The 20,089-nt window shown below is 30.2% G+C and carries 16 protein-coding genes and 1 pseudogene; 11 read left to right on the forward strand and 6 right to left on the reverse strand.

The window, feature by feature from the left end; all coding sequences use genetic code 11:
• Positions 1-274: 274 nt before the first annotated feature.
• Together ACSHW5_RS14705 and ACSHW5_RS14710 are read right to left on the reverse strand one after the other, a co-directional pair.
• Positions 275-718 (reverse strand): acyl-CoA thioesterase, encoded by a 444-nt coding sequence (locus ACSHW5_RS14705; RefSeq protein WP_435676906.1) that lies wholly within the window; start codon positions 716-718, stop codon positions 275-277.
• A 103-nt stretch (positions 719-821) separates the two neighbouring features.
• Positions 822-2,951 carry a carboxy terminal-processing peptidase gene (locus ACSHW5_RS14710; RefSeq protein ID WP_435676907.1) on the reverse strand — a complete coding sequence of 710 codons (2,130 nt, stop codon included), beginning with the start codon at positions 2,949-2,951 and terminating at the stop codon, positions 822-824.
• Between the two features lie 284 nt (positions 2,952-3,235).
• Between ACSHW5_RS14710 and surE the strand changes: the two genes are divergently transcribed.
• The 5 genes from surE to ACSHW5_RS14735 all read left to right on the forward strand — a co-directional run bounded on the left by surE (position 3,236) and on the right by ACSHW5_RS14735 (position 8,014).
• Positions 3,236-4,006, forward strand: a complete 771-nt coding sequence (gene surE / locus ACSHW5_RS14715) for a 5'/3'-nucleotidase SurE (protein ID WP_435676908.1) — start codon at positions 3,236-3,238, stop codon at positions 4,004-4,006.
• On the forward strand, positions 3,994-4,281 hold the full coding sequence (locus ACSHW5_RS14720) for a hypothetical protein (protein ID WP_435676909.1): 288 nt from the start codon (positions 3,994-3,996) through the stop codon (positions 4,279-4,281). The genes surE and ACSHW5_RS14720 overlap by 13 nt, the downstream gene beginning before the upstream one ends.
• 78 nt (positions 4,282-4,359) lie before the next feature.
• A complete protein-coding gene (gene lpxB / locus ACSHW5_RS14725) occupies positions 4,360-5,478 on the forward strand; it encodes a lipid-A-disaccharide synthase (protein ID WP_435676910.1) in 1,119 nt (372 codons plus the stop codon).
• On the forward strand, positions 5,478-5,957 hold the full coding sequence (locus ACSHW5_RS14730) for a C40 family peptidase (RefSeq protein WP_435676911.1): 480 nt from the start codon (positions 5,478-5,480) through the stop codon (positions 5,955-5,957). Before lpxB ends, ACSHW5_RS14730 begins: the two co-directional genes overlap by 1 nt.
• A gap of 101 nt (positions 5,958-6,058) precedes the next feature.
• Positions 6,059-8,014 (forward strand): ComEC/Rec2 family competence protein, encoded by a 1,956-nt coding sequence (locus ACSHW5_RS14735; protein ID WP_435676912.1) that lies wholly within the window; start codon positions 6,059-6,061, stop codon positions 8,012-8,014.
• Here the strand turns inward: ACSHW5_RS14735 and ACSHW5_RS14740 are convergent.
• From ACSHW5_RS14740 to ACSHW5_RS14755, 4 genes are all read right to left on the reverse strand, one after another.
• Positions 8,011-8,565 (reverse strand): thioredoxin family protein, encoded by a 555-nt coding sequence (locus tag ACSHW5_RS14740; RefSeq protein WP_435676913.1) that lies wholly within the window; start codon positions 8,563-8,565, stop codon positions 8,011-8,013. The two genes, ACSHW5_RS14735 and ACSHW5_RS14740, sit on opposite strands and share 4 nt — an antisense overlap.
• A gap of 90 nt (positions 8,566-8,655) precedes the next feature.
• Entirely contained in the window at positions 8,656-10,434 is a 1,779-nt protein-coding gene (locus tag ACSHW5_RS14745) for a peptide MFS transporter (RefSeq protein WP_435676914.1), read from the reverse strand.
• 74 nt (positions 10,435-10,508) lie between these two features.
• A complete protein-coding gene (locus tag ACSHW5_RS14750; protein ID WP_435676915.1) occupies positions 10,509-12,068 on the reverse strand; it encodes a peptide MFS transporter in 1,560 nt (519 codons plus the stop codon).
• Positions 12,069-12,080: 12 nt separating this feature from the next.
• Complete coding sequence (locus tag ACSHW5_RS14755; RefSeq protein ID WP_435676916.1) at positions 12,081-14,282, reverse strand: S9 family peptidase; 2,202 nt, start codon at positions 14,280-14,282, stop codon at positions 12,081-12,083.
• Between the two features lie 142 nt (positions 14,283-14,424).
• Between ACSHW5_RS14755 and ACSHW5_RS14760 the strand changes: the two are divergent.
• The 6 genes and pseudogenes from ACSHW5_RS14760 to ACSHW5_RS14785 all read left to right on the forward strand — a co-directional run.
• Positions 14,425-15,693: pseudogene (locus tag ACSHW5_RS14760) on the forward strand (hydroxymethylglutaryl-CoA reductase, degradative); the annotation flags it as partial.
• Positions 15,694-15,699: 6 nt separating this feature from the next.
• Complete coding sequence (locus ACSHW5_RS14765; protein ID WP_435676937.1) at positions 15,700-16,152, forward strand: DUF1569 domain-containing protein; 453 nt, start codon at positions 15,700-15,702, stop codon at positions 16,150-16,152.
• Positions 16,153-16,519: 367 nt separating this feature from the next.
• Positions 16,520-16,957: an IS200/IS605 family transposase gene (tnpA, locus tag ACSHW5_RS14770; protein ID WP_435676917.1), complete on the forward strand. Its 438-nt coding sequence runs from the start codon at positions 16,520-16,522 to the stop codon at positions 16,955-16,957.
• Between the two features lie 161 nt (positions 16,958-17,118).
• Positions 17,119-18,048 (forward strand): GYDIA family GHMP kinase, encoded by a 930-nt coding sequence (locus ACSHW5_RS14775; RefSeq protein WP_435676918.1) that lies wholly within the window; start codon positions 17,119-17,121, stop codon positions 18,046-18,048.
• A 125-nt stretch (positions 18,049-18,173) separates the two neighbouring features.
• Positions 18,174-19,385: an NAD(P)/FAD-dependent oxidoreductase gene (locus ACSHW5_RS14780; RefSeq protein WP_435676919.1), complete on the forward strand. Its 1,212-nt coding sequence runs from the start codon at positions 18,174-18,176 to the stop codon at positions 19,383-19,385.
• Positions 19,386-19,523: 138 nt separating this feature from the next.
• On the forward strand, positions 19,524-20,078 hold the full coding sequence (locus tag ACSHW5_RS14785) for a thioredoxin family protein (RefSeq protein WP_435676920.1): 555 nt from the start codon (positions 19,524-19,526) through the stop codon (positions 20,076-20,078).
• The last annotated feature ends 11 nt before the right edge of the window (positions 20,079-20,089 follow it).

Genomic DNA, 20,089 nt, shown 5'->3' on the forward strand with positions numbered 1-20,089 from the left:
GTTTTGTCCTTTAAAAATATTCATAATAATACTATATTTGTTGACTTTAAAGATATGAATTTAAATACTGACCTCTATATTATTTTATTTATTGATGCCCAAATTACTATCCAAACAAAATAATAGTCTTTTGAGTCTGAACAAAATTAAATCTTATGTATTTAAAAGTAAGGATAACCAATTCAAAAATCATTAAAATCTTATCTCTGACATAGAAATCTATTGCACTGTTAAAAAGTAGGCACAAATTTCTTTAATGAGATTGTATAAAGTATTATTCTCTCACCGAAATAATTTCAAAATCTGAAGTTTTTTCTGCAACATCAAACAAGTGTTTTGCTTCTTTGGGCGGAATGGTTAATTTTCTTTTTGTTAAATCTATCCAAGCCCCGTATACTTTTATTATGGCTGCCAACGCTCCAGTTTCATTAAAAACTTGATGGGTTATTTTCCAGCGTTCATTGTTTTTAGACAAGCCTGCTATTTTTATATCTACAGTAATATTTTCACCTAAATGAATTTCTTTTCTAAAAGAAGTTTCTTCTGTAAATAAAATAGGTCCTATATTATGTTTGGTAAACTCTTCTATTGAAAATTGTTGTTCTTTAAAATAACGCACACGCACTTCTGCAGCGTAGTCATTATAGGCGGTATGACGCATGTGTCTGTTTGGGTCAAAGTCGGCCCATTTTGTGGCAAAAGTTACTTGAAAACTCATTTTTTTTGAATTTAGATTATAAATTATATTTTTTTAAAAATAAAAATCTGGCTTTTTTTTACAAAAATGCCAGATTATAGTCTATACTAGTTTTACCTATTTTTTAATTTCTTACAAGTACGTTAGATGTTTTTATTTTTAAATCATTTAAAACATTTAAAGCTTCAGAAACATACATGTCTTTGCTTAAATTTTTATGCCAAGCCATTCTTTTATCTGATAAAACAGAATCTTTTTTCAGTAATGGAAGTTCATAAGTTGGTGATATAAAAGTTAAGTCTGAGTCGTATTTAAAAGCACTACTGTATTTTTCAGCTTCTTTATCATCGTCTTCATTCTCTTTAGAAAAAACTTTATAATTTAGAGAGTAAGAAGTTTCATCTTGATTCTCTTTTAACCATTTAGCATATTCATTTATCAACTTAAATTTAGGGTCTTTTGCAATTCTATCTTTACTTTTATATATGACATCCTCAAAATTCTCATAAGTACTTGTTTGTGTGTAATTTGCTTGTGGTACCTTATCCCAAGGCAAAGCACCATCTAAATCGCGTTCTCCAAATTTCATAAAACTATACCTACTTGGCATTGCAATATCAGAATAAACGCCTTCTATTTGGGTAGAACCTCCATTAATTCTATAGAATTTCTGAATGGTCATTTTTAAATATCCTAAATCTTTTTGGTATTTAGTAAATTGATTAATTGGTAAAATATTTTGCACAGTTCCCTTTCCGTAGGTTTGATTACCACCTATAATTACTGCTCTTTTGTAGTCTTGCATTGCCGCAGCAAAAATTTCTGATGCAGAAGCAGATAATTCATTTACTAATACCACAACAGAACCGTCCCATTGCATTTTAGGATCTGTATCATATTTTACGTTGGGTTTTTCTCCTCTGTATTTTACTTGCACAATTGGTCCTTTTTCAATAAATAATCCTGCAATTTCTATAGCAGTTTTTAAAGAACCACCGCCATTATTTCTTAAATCGATAATAAGGCCGGTAACGTTTTCTTGTTTCAGTCTTTCTATTTCTTTTTCCATGTCTTTTGCAGAATCTCTATCATTCTGATCATCGAAATTAATATAGAATTTTGGCAAATCTATCAATCCATATTTTTTACCTTCTTTTTCTACAATGCTAGATTTTACAAAAGTTTCTTCTAGTTCTACAACATCTCTAATGATAGAAATAATTTTTGTAGATCCGTCTAATTTTTTCTTTACTGTTAACCTAACCTCTGTTCCTTTTTTACCTTTTATAAATTTTATAGCATCGTCTAAACGCATGCCAACAATGTCTAAGGGTTCTTCATCTCCTTGCGCTACTTCTAAAATAATGTCATCAGCTTCTAGTTCTCCTTGTTTCCAAGCCGGACCTCCAGAAACCAATTCAAATACATGCGTATAAATGCCTTTTTTTACCAAACGAGCGCCAATACCTTCTAATTTACCAGACATGTCTTGATCAAAACGTTCTTTAATACTAGGTGCCATATAGGTTGTATGAGGATCAAATGCGCCAACAACGATATTTAAAAAGGTAGAAAACCAATCTTCATGTTCTAATTCATCAATTCTAATATAAAGTTCGTCCATGTTTTTTAAAACTTCTGAACGCGCCTCTTTTTCTAAACTTGTAAAAGATTTTGTTTTAAAGTTTTTATCCTCTTTAACTATTTCTTCTTGTTTGGTGATTTTATCTTGAATTCTGCTTAAAGTGCTTAATTTTAATTGTTTGCGCCAGTAGTTTATCAGTTCGTTTTCGTTTTTTGCAAACGGTACTTTTTTATAATCAATCTCTATGGTTTCGTCTTTTTTGTAATTAAAAGGTTGTTTTAATAAATCTGCATAATAAGATTTTGCATTTTTAATTTTTTCTGAATAACGTTGGTAAACAAGATTGTAAAAAGAAACATCATCATTTAATAGCTGATCATCTATTGTAAATTTATATTTAGAAAATTCTTTGATGTCTTTTTCTGTAAAATAACGCTTGTTAGGATCTAAACCTTCTATAAACCCATGAAAGATTTGTTCAGATAAATCATCGTTCATTTCTTTTTCAACATAGTGCATGCGTGTTAAAATATTTTTTAACATGTAAATTAATACTTTGTCTTTTTCTGGGTCAGGATCTGTTTTTACATTAGAAGCTGGGGCTTTAAAACTAAGTAATAACAGTGCTATTGCTAATATAAAAGGGGTGAATTTTTTATGGATTTTCATAAATTTATTATTGTTGTTTTGTGTGCTATTTTATGTTGACTAAGTTACTAAAATAATGCCAAGTTTTTATTTAAAGGTTATAACCTTATTTTGATACACGTAAAAAATGTGCATTACAATGTTACATAAAAATCGGAATTTATATTCTTTATAAAATGTTAAAAAGAAATTTGTTTAAAATGAATTACTTTTGTTGCATTATATTTAATGTACAATATCAGAAATTAAATGTAATTGAGCATCTTAATTTTGATTTTTAAACGCGAACCCTAAATTTTTCATGAATGCAAGAGAAACCTCTTATTTTAGTTACTAATGATGATGGTATTACAGCTCCGGGTTTAAGAGCTTTAATAAAAATAATGAATAAAATTGGCGATGTTGTTGTAGTTGCGCCAGACAGTCCGCAAAGCGGAATGGGACACGCAATTACGGTAGATAATGTGTTGCATTGCAATCCTATTACCATTGATGATGGACCTCAATTAGAATATACTTGTTCTGGTACGCCTGCAGATTGTGTAAAAATGGCTGTGAGCGAAATTCTAAATAGAAAACCAGATTTGTGTGTTTCTGGTATAAATCATGGTTCAAATTCTTCTATAAATGTTATTTATTCTGGAACTATGAGTGCAGCAATAGAAGCTGGTATTGAAGGAATACCTGCCATTGGTTTTTCTTTATTAGACTTTAAATGGCATGCAGATTTTGTTCCTACAGAAGAATATGTAAAAAATATTACGTTAAATGCCTTGTTAAATGGACTTCCAGAAGGTATTGTTTTAAATGTGAATATTCCTAGTTTAAAGAAGAGCGAAATAAAAGGTGTAAAGGTTTGTAGACAAGCAAATGGTGTTTGGAAAGAGAATTTTGACAAAAGAAAAAGTCCTTTTGGAAAAGAATATTATTGGCTTTCTGGAGAATTTGTGAATAAAGATAAAGGTCAAGACACAGATATTTATGCCCTAGAAAATGGGTATGTTTCTGTTGTTCCTGTTCAGTTTGATATGACGGCACATCACATGATTCAAAAATTAAACTCTTGGGAACTATAAAAAAAGAAATTTTAGCGGGTATTTTGGTTTCAATTTTTGCAACTGTTGCGGGTATTTTCTTGTATTTAGAGTACTTTTCTAGCTTTGGTTTTTACGAAACCTTAGAGATGATAAAAGAAGGGAAATTATACGGTAAAGTTTTGTCTTTAGCTGCAATTCCCAATCTTTTTGTGTTTTTTGTTTTTATCAAAAAAAAGCAAGATTACAGAGCAAGAGGTGTTTTAATAACTACTATTTTAATAGCTTTTGTAACCTTAGTTTTAAAGTTTATTTAATAGAGATAATGTATCCTCGAGTGCAGTCGAGAGGTTTAATAAGGTCTCGACTGCGCTCGACCTGACAAGTAAATACTTATGAAATATTACATTATTGCTGGCGAAGCTTCTGGTGATTTACACGGTTCAAATTTAATGAAAGCATTGTACAAAGAAGATACAAATGCAGATATTAGGTTTTGGGGTGGAGATTTAATGAAATCTGTTGGCGGAACTTTGGTAAAACACTATAAAGAAAGAGCTTTTATGGGGTTTGTAGAGGTGTTAATGAACCTTTCTAAAGTGTTGGGTTTTATTAAATTTTGCAAAAAAGATATTGCTAAATTTAAGCCAGATGTTCTTATTTTTATAGACAATTCTGGTTTTAATTTGCGTATTGCAAAATGGGCTAAACAACAAGGTTTTAGAACTAATTATTATATTTCTCCACAAGTTTGGGCAAGTAGAGCAAGTAGAGTAGAAGATATTAAAAGAGACATAGATGTATTATTTGTTATTCTTCCGTTTGAAAAAGATTTTTATAAAAAATACAATTATAATGTTGAGTTTGTTGGGCATCCGTTAATTGATGCTATTGCAGACAGAAAACAGGTTAATGGACGGGTTTTTAGAAAAGAATACGGATTAAGTAATTTGCCAATAATTGCTTTGTTACCAGGAAGTAGAAAGCAAGAAATTACAAAAATGTTGTCTGTAATGCTGTCTTTGGTAGATGATTTTACCGACTATGAATTTGTAATTGCCGGCGCTCCAAGTCAAGAAAAATCTTTTTATGACACTATTATAGGAGATAGAAAAGTGAGTTTTATCAATAATAAAACTTACGATTTATTAAGTGTTTCATCTGCTGCTTTAGTGGCTTCCGGAACAGCAACCTTAGAAACGGCTTTGTTTAAAGTGCCGCAAGTAGTTTGTTATAAGGGAAGTGCTATTTCTTATCAAATTGCAAAAAGAATAATTACGTTAAAATTTATTTCTTTGGTAAATTTAATTATGGACAAAGAAGTGGTAAAAGAATTAATTCAGAATGATTTTAATACCAAGAATTTAAAAATAGAATTAACTAAGATTTTAGACAGTAATTACCGCGAGAAATTATTTCTAGAATATTACGAATTAGAAAAAAAACTAGGTGGTAAAGGCGCTTCTGAAAATGTTGCTAAACAGGTGGTTGCTAATTTAAAATCTGAAGTATAATGTATAAGAAATTATTTTTTTTGGTGATTTTATCATGGGTAACCATTGGTTGTTCATCTTCTAAGAAAGTAATTTCAAACACAAAAAATAGTTTTACAAAAGCAGATAAAATTGTAGAAAATGCCTTGCAATATAATGGTGTAAAATATCAGTATGGCGGTGTAACTAATAATGGAATGGATTGTTCTGGAATTGTGTTTGTAGCCTTTGGTAGTCAAAAAGTTCAGTTGCCCAGAGTTTCTAGTGATATGGCAAACCGTGGTAAAAAAACCTCGTTAAATAAAGTAATAAAAGGCGATTTACTGTTTTTTAGAACCAATAAAAGTACCAGAAGTATCAATCATGTTGGGTTAATTGTTTCTGTGGAAAATAGGCAAATTAAATTTATTCATGCTACAGTTTCTAAAGGGGTTATTGTTTCTGATTTATCTGAAAACTATTGGAAAAATGCTTTTGTAAAAGCTGTTAAGATACTGTAATTTAGTAATTTATTTTTTTTCATTAACTTTAACCTGCTATGAAAAGGTTATTGTTTTATTTACCATTACATTTTTGTGTTTTCCTAATTTTGGGAATAGTAATGGAATTTTATGTTCCATTTTGGCCTTTTTCTTTTTTTACAACAGGTGTTATATTTCTTCCCTTAGCAATGTTTTTTCTTGTTTTAAAGAATAGGATTGTACTTACTTTATATAGTTGGTTATTTTTCTTTTTTGTAGGAGTTGCTGTTGTTTTTCTGGGTGATACTAAAAATTATGATAATTATTATCAGCATTATATAAAAGATAATTCTACGGCTATTTTTAGAGTAAAAAAAGTACTAAAACCAAATAATTATTATGCAAAATACCAAGTTGAAGTAATACAAGTAAATAGCGTAAAAACCGTTGGAAATATTCTTTTAAACATTCAAAAAGATAGCATTGCAAATATGTTGGCAGTTGATGATGTAATCACTTTGAAACCTAATTTTAAAGAATTGACCTCGCCTTTAAATCCGCATCAGTTTAATTACAAATCGTATTTGGCAAAACAAGGTGTTTATCAGCAAGTATTTCTAAAAGAAAATGAATTTTTACAACTACATAAACAGGGTTTTTCTTTGGTGGGTTGGTCTGCTAAAAGTAGAAATACAATTCAAAAATCATTACAAAAACATCATTTTAAAGAAAATGAATTAGCTGTAATGTATGCACTGCTTTTAGGGCAACGACAAGATATTTCTAAAGAATTAATTACCGATTATCAAAGAGCAGGAGCCATACATATTTTAGCTGTTTCTGGTTTGCATGTGGGAGTGTTTTTACTCATTTTAAATTTTCTTTTTAAACCTTTAGAAAGAGTTAAATACGGAATTATTTTTAAAACAAGTATCATTATAATTTTACTGTGGATGTTTGCTTTTATTGCGGGACTTTCTGCATCTGTAGTAAGAGCTGTTACTATGTTTACCTTTGTGGCTTTTGGTTTGGCGTTAAAAAGGAAAAAAGTTATTGAATTTTCTTTAATTTCTTCGATGTTATTTTTATTGATGGTAAAACCCATGTTTTTATTTGATGTTGGTTTTCAATTAAGTTATTTGGCTGTTTTTAGTATTGTTTGGTTGCAACCCAAATTGCAAGAAATTTGGAAACCTAAAAACAAAGTATTCCTCTTTTTCTGGCAAATTTTCACAGTTTCAATAGCTGCTCAATTGGGTGTTTTACCTTTGAGTATTTTTTATTTTCAACAATTTCCAGGACTTTTTATGTTGTCTAATTTTGTAATTATCCCTTGTTTAATGTATATTTTAATAGGTGGAAATATAGTAATCGTTTTATCGCTTTGTGCAATGTTACCGGCTTTTTTTGTTACTATATACGGCACCGTTATTTCTTGGATGAACGGTTTTGTGCATTGGATTTCTAATCAAGAAGAATTTTTATTTAAAGAAATTTCAATGTCTTTTTTAAGTATGATGTTTTGGTATGTACTTATTGTATTTGGATTTCGGTTTTTTATACATAAAACAGCAAAACGATTATTGTTTTTGTTATGTGCTGTTTTAATAATTCAAAGTACTTATCTGTTAGAATATATCAATAAAAAGGATAAAAAAGAACTGCTTTTATTTCATAAAAATAAGCAAAGTATTATTGGTAAAAGAATAGGAGATACCCTGTTTTTGCAACACCAATTAGATACGGTAAATTATAAAGATGATTATAGCTTAAAATCCTATAGAATTGCGGAAGGTGTTTCTAATATTCATGAAACTAGTTTTCATAATTTTCTTAAATTCTCTAACAAAAATATTTTGTTTGTAGATAGTTTGGGTGTTTATAATTTAAGAAATATAGAGGCGCCAATTGTGGTGTTGCAATACTCACCAAAAATTAATTTATCAAGGTTGATAAAAAAAATAAAACCATCACAAATAATTGCAGATGGTTCTAATTATAAAAGTTTTGTTCTCAAGTGGAAATTGACTTGTAGTAAAGAAAATATTCCATTTTATGATACTAGAGAAAAAGGAGCTTTTGTTTTAAAGGACTAGCTTTTTTCTTTAAACTCTGGTTTAAATTCATTGTTATAAGCTTCAAATTTTTCTTTGGTGTCTATCTTTTTGTAATCTTCACCTTTAAATAATTTTAAGTAAAACTCTAATTGATTAGGAGAATAATATCCTCTTAATGGCATAATAAAATCACCTTTATCATTCATAAAAACAATAGTTGGGTACGCATTTATACCCATATAGTCTGCAAATTCATGCGAACTATTTCTTTTGTTTTTTAAAGATTCTTTAAAATTTGTATTTTTAAACGTATTTTCTTTATAGACAATACTATCATTTCCTTCGCCATTAAATTTTACGGCATAATAATTTTCATTAATAAAAGCAGCAACATCCGGATTTTGGAAGGTGTTTTTATCTAACATTTTGCAAGGTCCACACCAATTGGTAAAGACGTCCATTATAATTTTTTTTGGTGCAGTTTTCTGAAGTTCTAAAGCTTCATTTAAACTCATCCAATTCACTTTTTCTTGTGCTTTTACAGTAAAACTTAAAAATGCAATGGTAAGTATTGTGATTGTTTTTTTCATGATTATTTTCTAACAAATGGTGTGCCAATTTACAACAATGTGTAAATAGTATCTGTAAGCTCTTTCGTTTTTAACTAATTTTTAAGAATCTTATTTTACGCCGTGCATCAACCTTTTTAATAGCGGATTTAAAACAATAGATATTAGTCCTACTACAACGGGTACCAATGTAAATATTAAAAAGAAAGTACTTAATGAATATTCTTCGGTAATTTTATCAATCATTCCACCCATTGTACCTGCTGCTTTTTGCCCAATAGCGATGGCTAAATACCAAATACCAAACATAAAACCAATCATTCTTCCAGGTACTAATTTACTTAAGTATGATAATCCTACAGGTGAAATACAGAGTTCTCCCATTGTGTGAAATAAATACGCAAAAATTAAGAAAAACATACTTACAGATGCAGTTTTTGCTCCTTGTTCAATACCCATCGTTCCCATAACTAAAACTCCAAAACCTAAACCTAATAGAATAAGACCTAAACCGTATTTCATTGCGGCACTTGGGTTGTATTTACTTTCCCACCATTTAGAGAATAAAGGGGCAAGTGTAATGATAAAAAACGAATTTAAAATACCAAACCAAGAAGCTCCTACTTCCGTAGCATCTTTGCTAAATTCTCTGTTTACTTTCCAAATTACAATTCCCCAAAGGGCAATAAATGCCAAGGCTAAAATAAGGTTAGACAAAGGAATTTTAGAATAGGTTTTTTGAAATAATAAGTACAAAACCCAAGAGATAATAGCCAAAGGTCCAACGGTTAAAATTAAATCGATGATTTTAAAAATCATTGCAGAAGATCCTGCCAATGTTCTGCTGGTATAATCTCTAGCAAAAATGGTCATAGAACCTAAAGATTGTTCAAAAGCTGCAAAGAAAAATACTGTAAAAATTCCGAAGATGGCAACTGCAATAATCTTGTCTCTGATGATAGCTGTGTATCTTGAAATTCTTGAGATTATTAAATACAAGAAAAAAGCTAAAGCTGTAAGGATGGTTATGTTAGAACCATCCATAGTTCCTATTTTAAAATCTAAAATATTTGCATTACCAATTTTAGACATTGGATCATTAAATAAGTACAGAATTCCTCCTATAGAAGAAAGGATAATTAAAATTTTATCTACACTTGTAAAAGGATTTAATTTTTCTTCTGATTGATTTTCTTCAACAGGGCTAACTTCATTAATGTTTTGAGGGACTTCTACTTCATAAACTTTAGAAGGTTTTTCTCCAATACTACCAAATAAATCTTTAGCCAACCAGAATTGAAGCATTCCTAAAAACATGAAAATTCCTGCAAGACCAAAGCCCCAAGACCATCCAATATTTTCTGCCAAATAACCACAAAGCATCATTCCAAAAAACGCACCAGCATTAACGCCCATATAAAAAATGGTGTAAGCTCCATCTTTTTTAGATTCTTTTCCTTTGTACATTTCAGAAATCATAGAAGTTACATTGGGCTTAAAAAAACCTGTACCAATAACTAATAATGCCAAACCTAAGTATAGTGTAAATTGTGTTTCAAATACCATAGAAGCATGACCTAACATCATAATAAAACACCCAATAATTACAGCCCATTTATAGCCTGTAATTTTATCTGCAATCCAACCACCAACAATGGGCGTTAAATATAGCAAAGAGGCATAAGTACCTATTAAAGCCATTGCGTGTTCTCTTGGCCATTCCCACCCCGGATTGTCTCCAATTAACGGAGCTGTTAAAAATAGCACCAATAAAATTCTCATTCCGTAGAATGAAAAACGTTCCCACATTTCTGTAAAAAATAAAACAAACAATCCTGCAGGATGCCCAATTACTTTGTCTTTAAATAGATTTTCGATATCTGTATTCATAAAATGATTTTTAGGTAATGCAATTATAAATTAAAAGCCTCATAAATAGAATTTGTGAGGCTTTTATTTTTTTATTAGTCTGCTAATTCAAAGCCTTCAGCTTCATCATTGTGCATTTCAATTTCATTGTCTTCTGCACCATGAGTTAATCTTTTTAATGGTTTAAGTAATGCTAATACAATTAATCCAAAAATTACGGTAAACACAACTATTCCTGTGAAAATAGTATATTCACCAAACTCAGCTGATTTTTCACCTAAAATACCAGCAACTTTACCTCCAAGACCGGTTGCAGCAAAATATAACCCCATCATTAGTGAAGCATATTTTACTGGTGCTAATTTTGTAACAAATGATAAGGATACAGGAGATGATGATAATTCACCAATGGTATGAAATAAATATGCAAGTATTAACCACTGCATTCCAGAGCTACCGTTTGCTTCATATTCTCTAACAGCAAGAATCATAAAAACAAATCCCAATCCCATTATAATGGTTCCCGTTGCCATTTTAAATAATGAAGACGCTTCTTTTCCTTTTAATTTACGTTTAGCCCAAACATTTGCAACCCAAACAGCAAGTAATATGATAAAACCAGCATTTAAACCTTGAAACATAGGAGTAGGTATAAGCATACCAAATAACATTCTATCCGTTTTTTGCTCTGTATAAACACTCATTAATCCACCAGCTTGCTCAAATGCTCCCCAAAACACAACAACTAACAAGAATGATAATAAAAGTACTAGGAATCTATCTTTCATTATTTTAGATTCTAAATCTTTATAGATCATCATTAATAGCCCGATAACTAAAGATAAAAATACAAAGAGTGCTCCATATCCCCAATGATCAACACCTTCTTTTGTATATCCAAAATATAGTGAGAATATAATCATTATTGCCATTATACCTAAATGTAAAGGAGATTTGAAGATGTTTCCAAATATTTTTCCAATAGATATATTGTCTTTACTCTCTTGTGCTGAAATTTTATTTCCTACATGAGTTATAAATTTTTGTCCCCAAATATATACAAATAAACCAAGTATCATTGCAATTCCTGCAAGGCCAAACCCAGCGTGCCATCCCCATTTTGCTACTACCAATCCAATAAAAGTTGTTGCTAATAAAGAGCCTAAATTAATTCCAATATAAAAAATACTAAATCCTTTATCTCTTCTGATATCGCCTTTTTTATAGAGTCCACCAACCATTGTAGAAATATTAGGTTTTAAACAGCCAACACCAATAATAATAAAGCCTAAACCGGTAAAAAATGCCCAATCTTGTTCAATAGCTAATACCCCATGACCTATTGATAGAAGTACAGCGCCTAACATTACTGTTTTTTTCTGACCTAATACTTTGTCTGCTAAAATCCCTCCAGGAATTGAGATTAGGTAAACCAACATTACATACCAACCATATAATTGATAGGCTTCTAACTCTGTCCATGCCAAACCAGGACCATTTTTATCTGTTGCTTGTGCAATCATGTAAATCACTAAAATAGAACGCATTCCGTAATAAGAAAAGCGCTCCCACATTTCTGTGAAAAACAAAACGTATAATCCAACGGGATGACCAAATAATTCTTTTTGATGTGGTAATTTAGCAGTATTGCTCATATATTTATTATTTTATTTGTTTGATTCGTTGTGTAAATTATTGTTGATAAAGTTAGTCATTTTTGTGTACAAATTTAAGCGTGTATTTCTTCCTTTATAAATACTGTGCGTTCTGTCTGGAACCATAAACATATCAAACTGTTTGTTTGCTTCAATTAAAGAGTTTATCATCCTATAAGAGTTTTGTACATGTACATTATCATCTCCAGTTCCATGTACTAATAAATATTTTCCTTGTAATTTATTGGCATAGTTAATTGGTGAATTGTCATCATAACCACTTGCGTTTTCTTGCGGAGTTTGCATATAACGTTCTGTATAAACAGAATCATAAAAACGCCAAGAAGTAACCGGCGCAACGGCAATGGCTGTTGTAAAAATGTCATTACCTTTTAAGATACAATTTGTACTCATAAAACCACCATAAGACCAACCCCAAATACCCACATTATTCTTGTCTATATAAGAGCGTTCTACTAATTTTTTTGCAGCAGCTATTTGATCTTCAACTTCATATTTACCCAATTCTTTTTGAGTAACTTTTTTAAAATCAGCTCCTTTAAATCCTGTTCCTCGACCATCAATACAAACTACAATGATACCTTTTTGTGCTAACATATTGTGCCAGTAATCATTGCTTCCGTTCCAACTATTTCCAACTTGTTGAGAACCGGGACCAGAATATTGAAACATTAATAAAGGGTATTTTTTGTTTTCATCAAAATCTAAGGGTTTTACCATCCACATATTTAAATTGTTTCCGTTTATGTTGATGGTAGAAAACTCTTTAGGACTCATTTTATATGCAGCTAATTTTTCTTTTAACTTTGCATTGTCTTTTATCACCTTTAACATTTTTCCTTTAGCGGTATACAAAGAATAAATAGGTGGTGTATTTGCAGAAGAATATGTGTTGATGAAATAATTTAAGTTGGTGCTAAAAGAAGCTGTGTTTTGCCCACTTGCATTGCTTAATAATTCTTTCTTTTTGCCTTTTAAATTTATAGAATATACACCTCTGTTAATAGAACCGTTTTCTACAGATTGATAATAGATGGTTTTTTTACTTTCGTTAAAACCATAATAGTTAGTTACTTCCCAGTTTCCTTTTGTAATTTGGTTGATGAGTTTTCCACTAAAATCATAATGATAAATATGATTGTAACCATCTTTTTCACTTGTCCAAATAAAACTATTATCTGCTAAAAAAGTAAGGTTGTCCGTAATGTCTACATAGGCTTTATCAATTTCATTTAATAACAAAGTTGCTGTATTATTTTGTGTATTTACTTTGTGTAATTTTAAATTATTTTGATGACGGTTTAAGGTGGTTGTAACCAAAACATCGGCATCATTAGACCATTTAATTCTAGGAATGTACTCGTAATCTCCCAAAGAAATTTCCGCTATTTTTTTAGAAGAAAGTGTATACATGTGTAGCGTAACATCTGCGTTTTTTTCTCCGGCTTTGGGGTATTTAAAAACTTGTTGTGTTGGGTATAATTCAGAACCTGTAATGTCCATAGAAAAAGTAGGAACACTGGTTTCATCGAAACGTAAAAACGCCAAATGACTTCCTGTTTTATTCCATTCAAAAGCTCTTACAAAGGCAAATTCTTCTTCGTAAACCCAATCTGTAATTCCGTTAATAATTTCATTTATTTTACCATCATTAGTAACCTGTGTAATATTGTTAGAAGCTACATTTTTTATAAAAATATTGTTGTCTTTTGCGTATGCTACATGTTTATTATCCGGAGAAAAAACAGGTTCTTGAATTTTATCGCCAATTTTAGTTAATTTTTTAGAAGCAATATCATAAGCATAAAAAGTACCTTTATAAGAATGTCTGTAAATTTTCTCGAAGTTAGTACCTAAAATAAGTTTGGTTTCATCAGTATTAAAACTGTAAGAAGAAAAGCTATGTAAATCTTGTAAGTCATTACTATTAACAATTGTTTCAACTTTTTCTAAGGTTTTATAGCTGTATTTGTCTACAGATACAGAATTTGTAAGGCTATTGTACTCTAATACAGCATAAAAATCACCATTCATAGAATTTAAAGAATTCATTCTTTCGGCGGAAAAGGTTCCGTTCCAGATTTCTTCTAAAGTAATTTCTTTGGTGTTTGTTGTTTGATTAGGACTTGTTTGGGCAAAAAAAGTGCCAGCGGTAAGTAGAAATGTTACCACTAAAATGTAGATTTGTTTCATTTAGATTTTATTTTAATAAAACTTTGCCAAGTTTACGGAAAAAACGGCAAAAAATGTCTTAAAAAACCATTAAAATTGAATATATCTTACTAATTTAATAGTTTGACTTATCTTTGTTCTATATAGTTTTATACCCAGATAAATGAGCAAACTTATTTCAGGTTTTTCTAAGTTAACCAAAGAAGAAAAGATACAATGGTTAACAGAAAATTACTTTCATAATCAATCAGAAACTCTTACCATAATTAAACAATATTGGAATATTGATAATGATTTACAACAATTGCATGATGATTTTATAGAAAATACCATTTCTAATTTTTATATGCCTTTTGGTGTGGCACCAAATTTTATAATAAATGATAGAACCTATGTAATTCCTATGGTTGTAGAAGAAAGTTCTGTAGTTGCTGCAGCTTCTTTAGTGGGTAAATTTTGGAGTACTAGAGGAGGTTTTAAAACCCATGTAATTTCTACCACTAAAATTGGGCAAGTACATTTTATGTATGCTGGAGATAAGGCAGCACTTGAAAAGTATTTTCATGAAAATAAAACGGAATTATTTGCTGCAACGGCTGCGATTACCAAAAATATGGAAAAACGTGGTGGTGGAATTTTAGATATAAAATTGGTTGATAAAACGGATAAGTTGGCTAGCTATTACCAATTGCATGTAACTTTTGAAACAAAAGATTCTATGGGTGCAAACTTTATAAATTCTTGTTTAGAAGTTATTGCCAAAAAGTTTGAAAAAGAAGACATAGAAATTGTAATGAGTATCTTATCTAATTACGTTCCGGAATGTTTGGTAAGAGCAGAAGTGAGTTGTACAATAGAAGAATTAGGAGGAGAAAATCCTCAGAAATTTGCAGAAAAATTTGAGCAGGCAGTTAAAATTGCTGAAATAGAACCTTACCGAGCCGTAACGCATAATAAAGGAATTATGAATGGTATTGATGCGGTAGTTTTAGCCACTGGTAATGATTTTAGAGCGGTTGAAGCTGGCGCCCACGCTTATGCTTCCAAATCTGGTACTTATTCAAGTTTGTCTCATTGCAGTATTAGTAACGGTATTTTTAAATTTTGGATTGAGATTCCGTTGGCTTTAGGTACCGTTGGAGGATTAACATCTTTACATCCAATGGCAAAAATTTCTTTAAAAATGCTACAAAATCCATCTGCAAGAACCTTAATGCAAATTACAGCCGCCGCAGGTTTGGCTCAAAATTTTGCTGCATTAAGAGCATTAACAACAAAAGGAATTCAGCATGGTCATATGAAAATGCATTTGCAGAATATCTTAAATCAATTAGGAGCAACAGAGCAAGAAAAACAAGAAATAAATGATTATTTTGAAGGTAGAACAGTTTCTCATTCTGCAGTGGTTACCAAGTTTAATGAATTAAGAAAACCAAAAATAAATTGGGTAGATTTTTTAAATGTTGATGAAATTACCAATAAATTGGAAAGTTTAACTAAAGAAACCCAACCACTTTTTGGAAAAATGAACGGACAGCAAGTAATAGAGCATTTAAGTCTATTGATGCAAATTTCTAACGGAAAAATTGATGCCGATTATTATGTTTCTGACGAAAAAACGACCAGAAGAAAACCTTTTTTAGATACTGATGAAGAGTTGCATATTGGTTTTAGAGCGTCTATTTTATCCGATGAACCTACCCCAGAAAAATTTAACAATATTGAAGAAGCAATAACAGATTTAAAGGAACAAATAGCAAACTTTGTAACCCATTTTAAAACTGCAAAATCTGAAAATCATCCATTTTTTGGTGAATTAGATTATGAATATTGGCAAAAATTTCATGTTAAACATTTTACACATCATTTTAAACAATTTAGATTATTGTAATTTATATTTGTCATCCTGCTAAAGCAGGATACAATTGATTTGGATTTTATAAATGTATTGATTTAATTCATTTTATTGAATTCAATTGCAATGTTTTTCAACCCATTGTAATGAGAATGTGTAATTTGGCTAAAGCCAATTTGTGGACAATATTTTTTTATCATCCTGCTAAAGCAGGATGCAATTAATTTGGATTTTATACATGTGTTGATCTAATTCATTTTTTTGAATTGAATAGCAATGGGTTTCAACCCATTGTAATCATTGAAATGTTTTTTGAATTGAATAGCAATGGGTTTCAACCCATTGTAATAAATAATAAAATTGATGATTGGCTTTAGCCAAATTCTAATATTAAATAAAAATTATGCCTTTTGTAAAAGTCTATATACATTTTGTTTGGAGTACCAAAAACAGAATTCCGTTTTTGGCTACAAAAGAAATTAGACAAAAAGTTTGGGCACATATAAAAGAGAATGCAAAAAAGAAAGGGATTTATATAGATTTTATAAACGGATATACAGATCATTGTCATTGTTTAGTTTCTCTTGGAGTAGATCAAACAATACAAAAGGTAATGCAATTAATAAAAGGAGAATCTTCTTTTTGGATTAATAAAGAAAAGTTAACTGTAGAAAAATTTCAATGGCAAAGCGAATATTTTGCGGTTTCAGTTTCTGAATCTATGATTGATAAAGTTAGAAATTATATAAAAAATCAAGAAGAACATCATAGTAAAAAATCGTTTCAAGAAGAGTATGAAGATTTTATTTTGAAATATGATTTTATAAAATTAAAAGATTAATAATAAATTGCAATAAGTTTTAGCTCATTGTAAAATGATGTATAAATAATTGACTTTAGCAAAATTTTTTGGCAAAGAAAATGTGTGATTTGGCTAAAGCCCTTTGTATGTAATTTATATTTGTCATCCTGCTAAGACAGGATGCAATTCATGAAAGATAAATGAAAAACTATTATTCCAACGGAAAATTGTTACTAACAGGAGAATATCTTGTTTTAGATGGCGCTAAATCTTTAGCAATTCCAACTAAATTTGGACAAGATTTAAGTGTTGAAAAAATTCAAGAACCAGAGATTATTTGGGGAAGTTTTACACATACAGGAGTCTGTTGGTTTGAGGCTGTTTTCGATATCAAAAAATTACGTTTGATAAATTGTACGTTTAATTCTGATAAAGAAGGAAGCGGAGAAGTAATTGCAGAAACCTTGTTAGATATTTTAGAGGAAGCAAAAAAAATGAATCCAAGTTTTTTAGTGTCAAAAGGTGGATTTGTAGTAAAAACAAACTTAACTTTTCCTAGAAATTGGGGTTTAGGAACTTCATCAACATTAATTAATTCTGTTGCTGCTTGGGCAAAAGTAGATGCTTTTAAATTGTTGTGGAACTCTTTTAAAGGAAGTGGTTACGATATTGCTTGTGCTCAGAATGATACACCTGTTTTCTATCAAATTAAAGATAAAAAACCTGTTGTTGAGCAAGTAGCATTCAACCCAAGTTTTAAAGAAAACTTATTTTTTGTACACTTAAATCAGAAGCAAGATTCTAAAGAAGGAATTGCAAAATTTAGAGAAAGCAATATCAATTTTGATAAAGAAATAAAAAGAATTTCAGAAATTTCTGATGCCTTTTTAAAAGTTGAATCTTTAGAAAAGTTTGAAGAATTAATTGTTGAACACGAACAAATTATCAGTTCTATTATCAAATTAAAACCAGTAAAAGAAAACTTATTTCCAGATTATTTTGGAGCCATAAAAAGTTTAGGCGCTTGGGGAGGAGATTTTGTGTTGGTAACTGGAAATGCATCAACCCCAACTTATTTTAAAAATAAAGGATTTAAAACGATTCTTACTTATAAAGAAATGATTTTATAACATAATGTCACATCGAGTAAATTTATTGAAGAATGAAATAAATTTGTATCGAGATGATTTAATAAAAGGTTCTCGATACAATTTTGAAAAAAATCAAAATCACTCGAACTGACAACATAAAAAAAATGAAAAAAGTAATAATTATTGGAGGAGGAGCAGCAGGATATTTTACAGCGATAAACGCTAAAGAAAATAATCCGGATTTAGATATTACAATTCTTGAGAAAGGAAAAGACGTTTTACAGAAAGTGAAAATTTCTGGAGGAGGAAGATGTAATGTTACACATGCGTGCTTTATTCCGAAGGATTTAATCGAATTTTATCCAAGAGGAAAAAAAGAATTGTTAGGACCTTTTCATCAGTTTATGACCGGTGATACTTTTGAATGGTTCGAAAATAGAGGTGTTCCTTTAAAAATAGAAGAAGATAATCGGGTTTTTCCAGAAGCAAATACAAGTCAGGCAATTATAGATTGTTTTCAGAATGCTGTTGATAACTTAGGAATTAAAGTGTTGACAAATTGTGGTGTAAATTCTATTTATCAACAAGAAAATAAATGGGTTATTAACACCAAAGAGCAAAATATTGAAGCAGATAAAGTAGTAATTGCCGCAGGAAGTTCTAAAAAAGTGTGGGAATTATGCAAAACATTAGCACATACAATTATAGAACCTGTTCCGTCTTTATTTACGTTTAACATCAATGATAAAAGATTGGTAGATTTATTAGGTACTTCTGTACCCAATGCCACGGTAACTATTTCTGGAACAAAATTAGAAGCATCTGGGCCATTGTTAATTACGCATTGGGGAATGAGTGGGCCAGCAATTTTAAAATTATCCGCCTTTGGCGCAAGAATTTTAGCTGATAAAAATTATCAATATAATGTAGAGGTAAACTGGTTGTCTAGACCAACGGATAAAGTATTAAATGTTTTGTTGAATTTAAAAAAGAAAGAACCTAGAAAAACAACTATTTTAAAATCTCCATTTGTTGAGGTTTCTAAAAGATTGTGGGAACGTTTTGTAGTTGCAGCAGGAATAAATGCAACTCAGAATTGGGCCGATTTAAACAATATGCAATTAGAAAATTTGGCAAATCAACTTACAAAAGGAATTTTTAACGCCAATGGAAGAACAACTTTTAAAGATGAGTTTGTAACCGCAGGAGGAATTGATTTAAAAGAAATAAATTTTAAACGTTTTGAAAGTAAGAAACATCAAAATTTGTTTTTTGTTGGTGAGGTTTTAAATATTGATGCCGTAACTGGCGGTTTTAATTTTCAAAATGCTTGGACAAGTGGTTTTATTTGTGCCAATGCTTTGGCGGAGGATTAAAAAAGTACAACTTATGTCATTTCGAATGAGGAGCGAAGAGGAATCTTATCGTTATGATGAGATTCCTCAATCGCCTAAAAAGGCTCATTTCGGAATGACAAACTAACAACTAAAACCAATCACTAATAACTAATTATTATGGCAAGAACAGAATCTAACGAGTTTAAAAACGGAACAAAAGCACCAGACTTTACTTTATTAAATACAGTTGATGGCAATTTTCTTTCTCTCGAAAAGGCAAAAGGAGAAAAAGGAACTGTTATTATGTTTATTTGTAATCATTGTCCGTTTGTAATTCATATAAATAAAGAATTGGTGAAATTGGGGAATAAATATCAATTACAAGGAATTCATTTTATTGCCATAAGCGCTAATGATGTGGAGAATTATCCGCAAGATTCTCCTGAATTGATGACACAATTGGCCAAAGATGAAAACTATCCTTTTCCGTATTTGTATGATGAGACGCAAGATGTAGCAAAAGCCTATGACGCTGCTTGTACGCCAGATTTTTATGTTTTTAATGAAAATTTAGAAGCAGTTTATCATGGGCAATTAGATAGCTCAAGACCCGGAAATGGACAGCCTGTTACCGGAATTGATCTAAGAAATGCTCTTGACAATTTGTTAGAAAATAAACCAACTTTAGAAAACCAAAAACCAAGTATGGGTTGTGGTATTAAATGGAAGTGATTTTTATACTT

It is taken from the genome of Polaribacter sp. (assembly GCF_051251875.1).
Lineage (GTDB): Bacteria > Bacteroidota > Bacteroidia > Flavobacteriales > Flavobacteriaceae > Polaribacter.

Coding starts and splice junctions, on each gene's coding strand:
- tnpA (WP_435676917.1), top strand. CDS start 16,520: ATGCCTTTTGTAAAAGTCTATATACATTTTGTTTGGAGTACCAAAAAC.
- ACSHW5_RS14745 (WP_435676914.1), bottom strand. CDS start 10,434: ATGAATACAGATATCGAAAATCTATTTAAAGACAAAGTAATTGGGCAT.
- ACSHW5_RS14730 (WP_435676911.1), top strand. CDS start 5,478: ATGTATAAGAAATTATTTTTTTTGGTGATTTTATCATGGGTAACCATT.
- ACSHW5_RS14785 (WP_435676920.1), top strand. CDS start 19,524: ATGGCAAGAACAGAATCTAACGAGTTTAAAAACGGAACAAAAGCACCA.
- ACSHW5_RS14710 (WP_435676907.1), bottom strand. CDS start 2,951: ATGAAAATCCATAAAAAATTCACCCCTTTTATATTAGCAATAGCACTG.
- ACSHW5_RS14740 (WP_435676913.1), bottom strand. CDS start 8,565: ATGAAAAAAACAATCACAATACTTACCATTGCATTTTTAAGTTTTACT.
- lpxB (WP_435676910.1), top strand. CDS start 4,360: ATGAAATATTACATTATTGCTGGCGAAGCTTCTGGTGATTTACACGGT.
- ACSHW5_RS14775 (WP_435676918.1), top strand. CDS start 17,119: ATGAAAAACTATTATTCCAACGGAAAATTGTTACTAACAGGAGAATAT.
- ACSHW5_RS14750 (WP_435676915.1), bottom strand. CDS start 12,068: ATGAGCAATACTGCTAAATTACCACATCAAAAAGAATTATTTGGTCAT.
- ACSHW5_RS14780 (WP_435676919.1), top strand. CDS start 18,174: ATGAAAAAAGTAATAATTATTGGAGGAGGAGCAGCAGGATATTTTACA.
- ACSHW5_RS14735 (WP_435676912.1), top strand. CDS start 6,059: ATGGAATTTTATGTTCCATTTTGGCCTTTTTCTTTTTTTACAACAGGT.
- surE (WP_435676908.1), top strand. CDS start 3,236: ATGCAAGAGAAACCTCTTATTTTAGTTACTAATGATGATGGTATTACA.
- ACSHW5_RS14755 (WP_435676916.1), bottom strand. CDS start 14,282: ATGAAACAAATCTACATTTTAGTGGTAACATTTCTACTTACCGCTGGC.
- ACSHW5_RS14705 (WP_435676906.1), bottom strand. CDS start 718: ATGAGTTTTCAAGTAACTTTTGCCACAAAATGGGCCGACTTTGACCCA.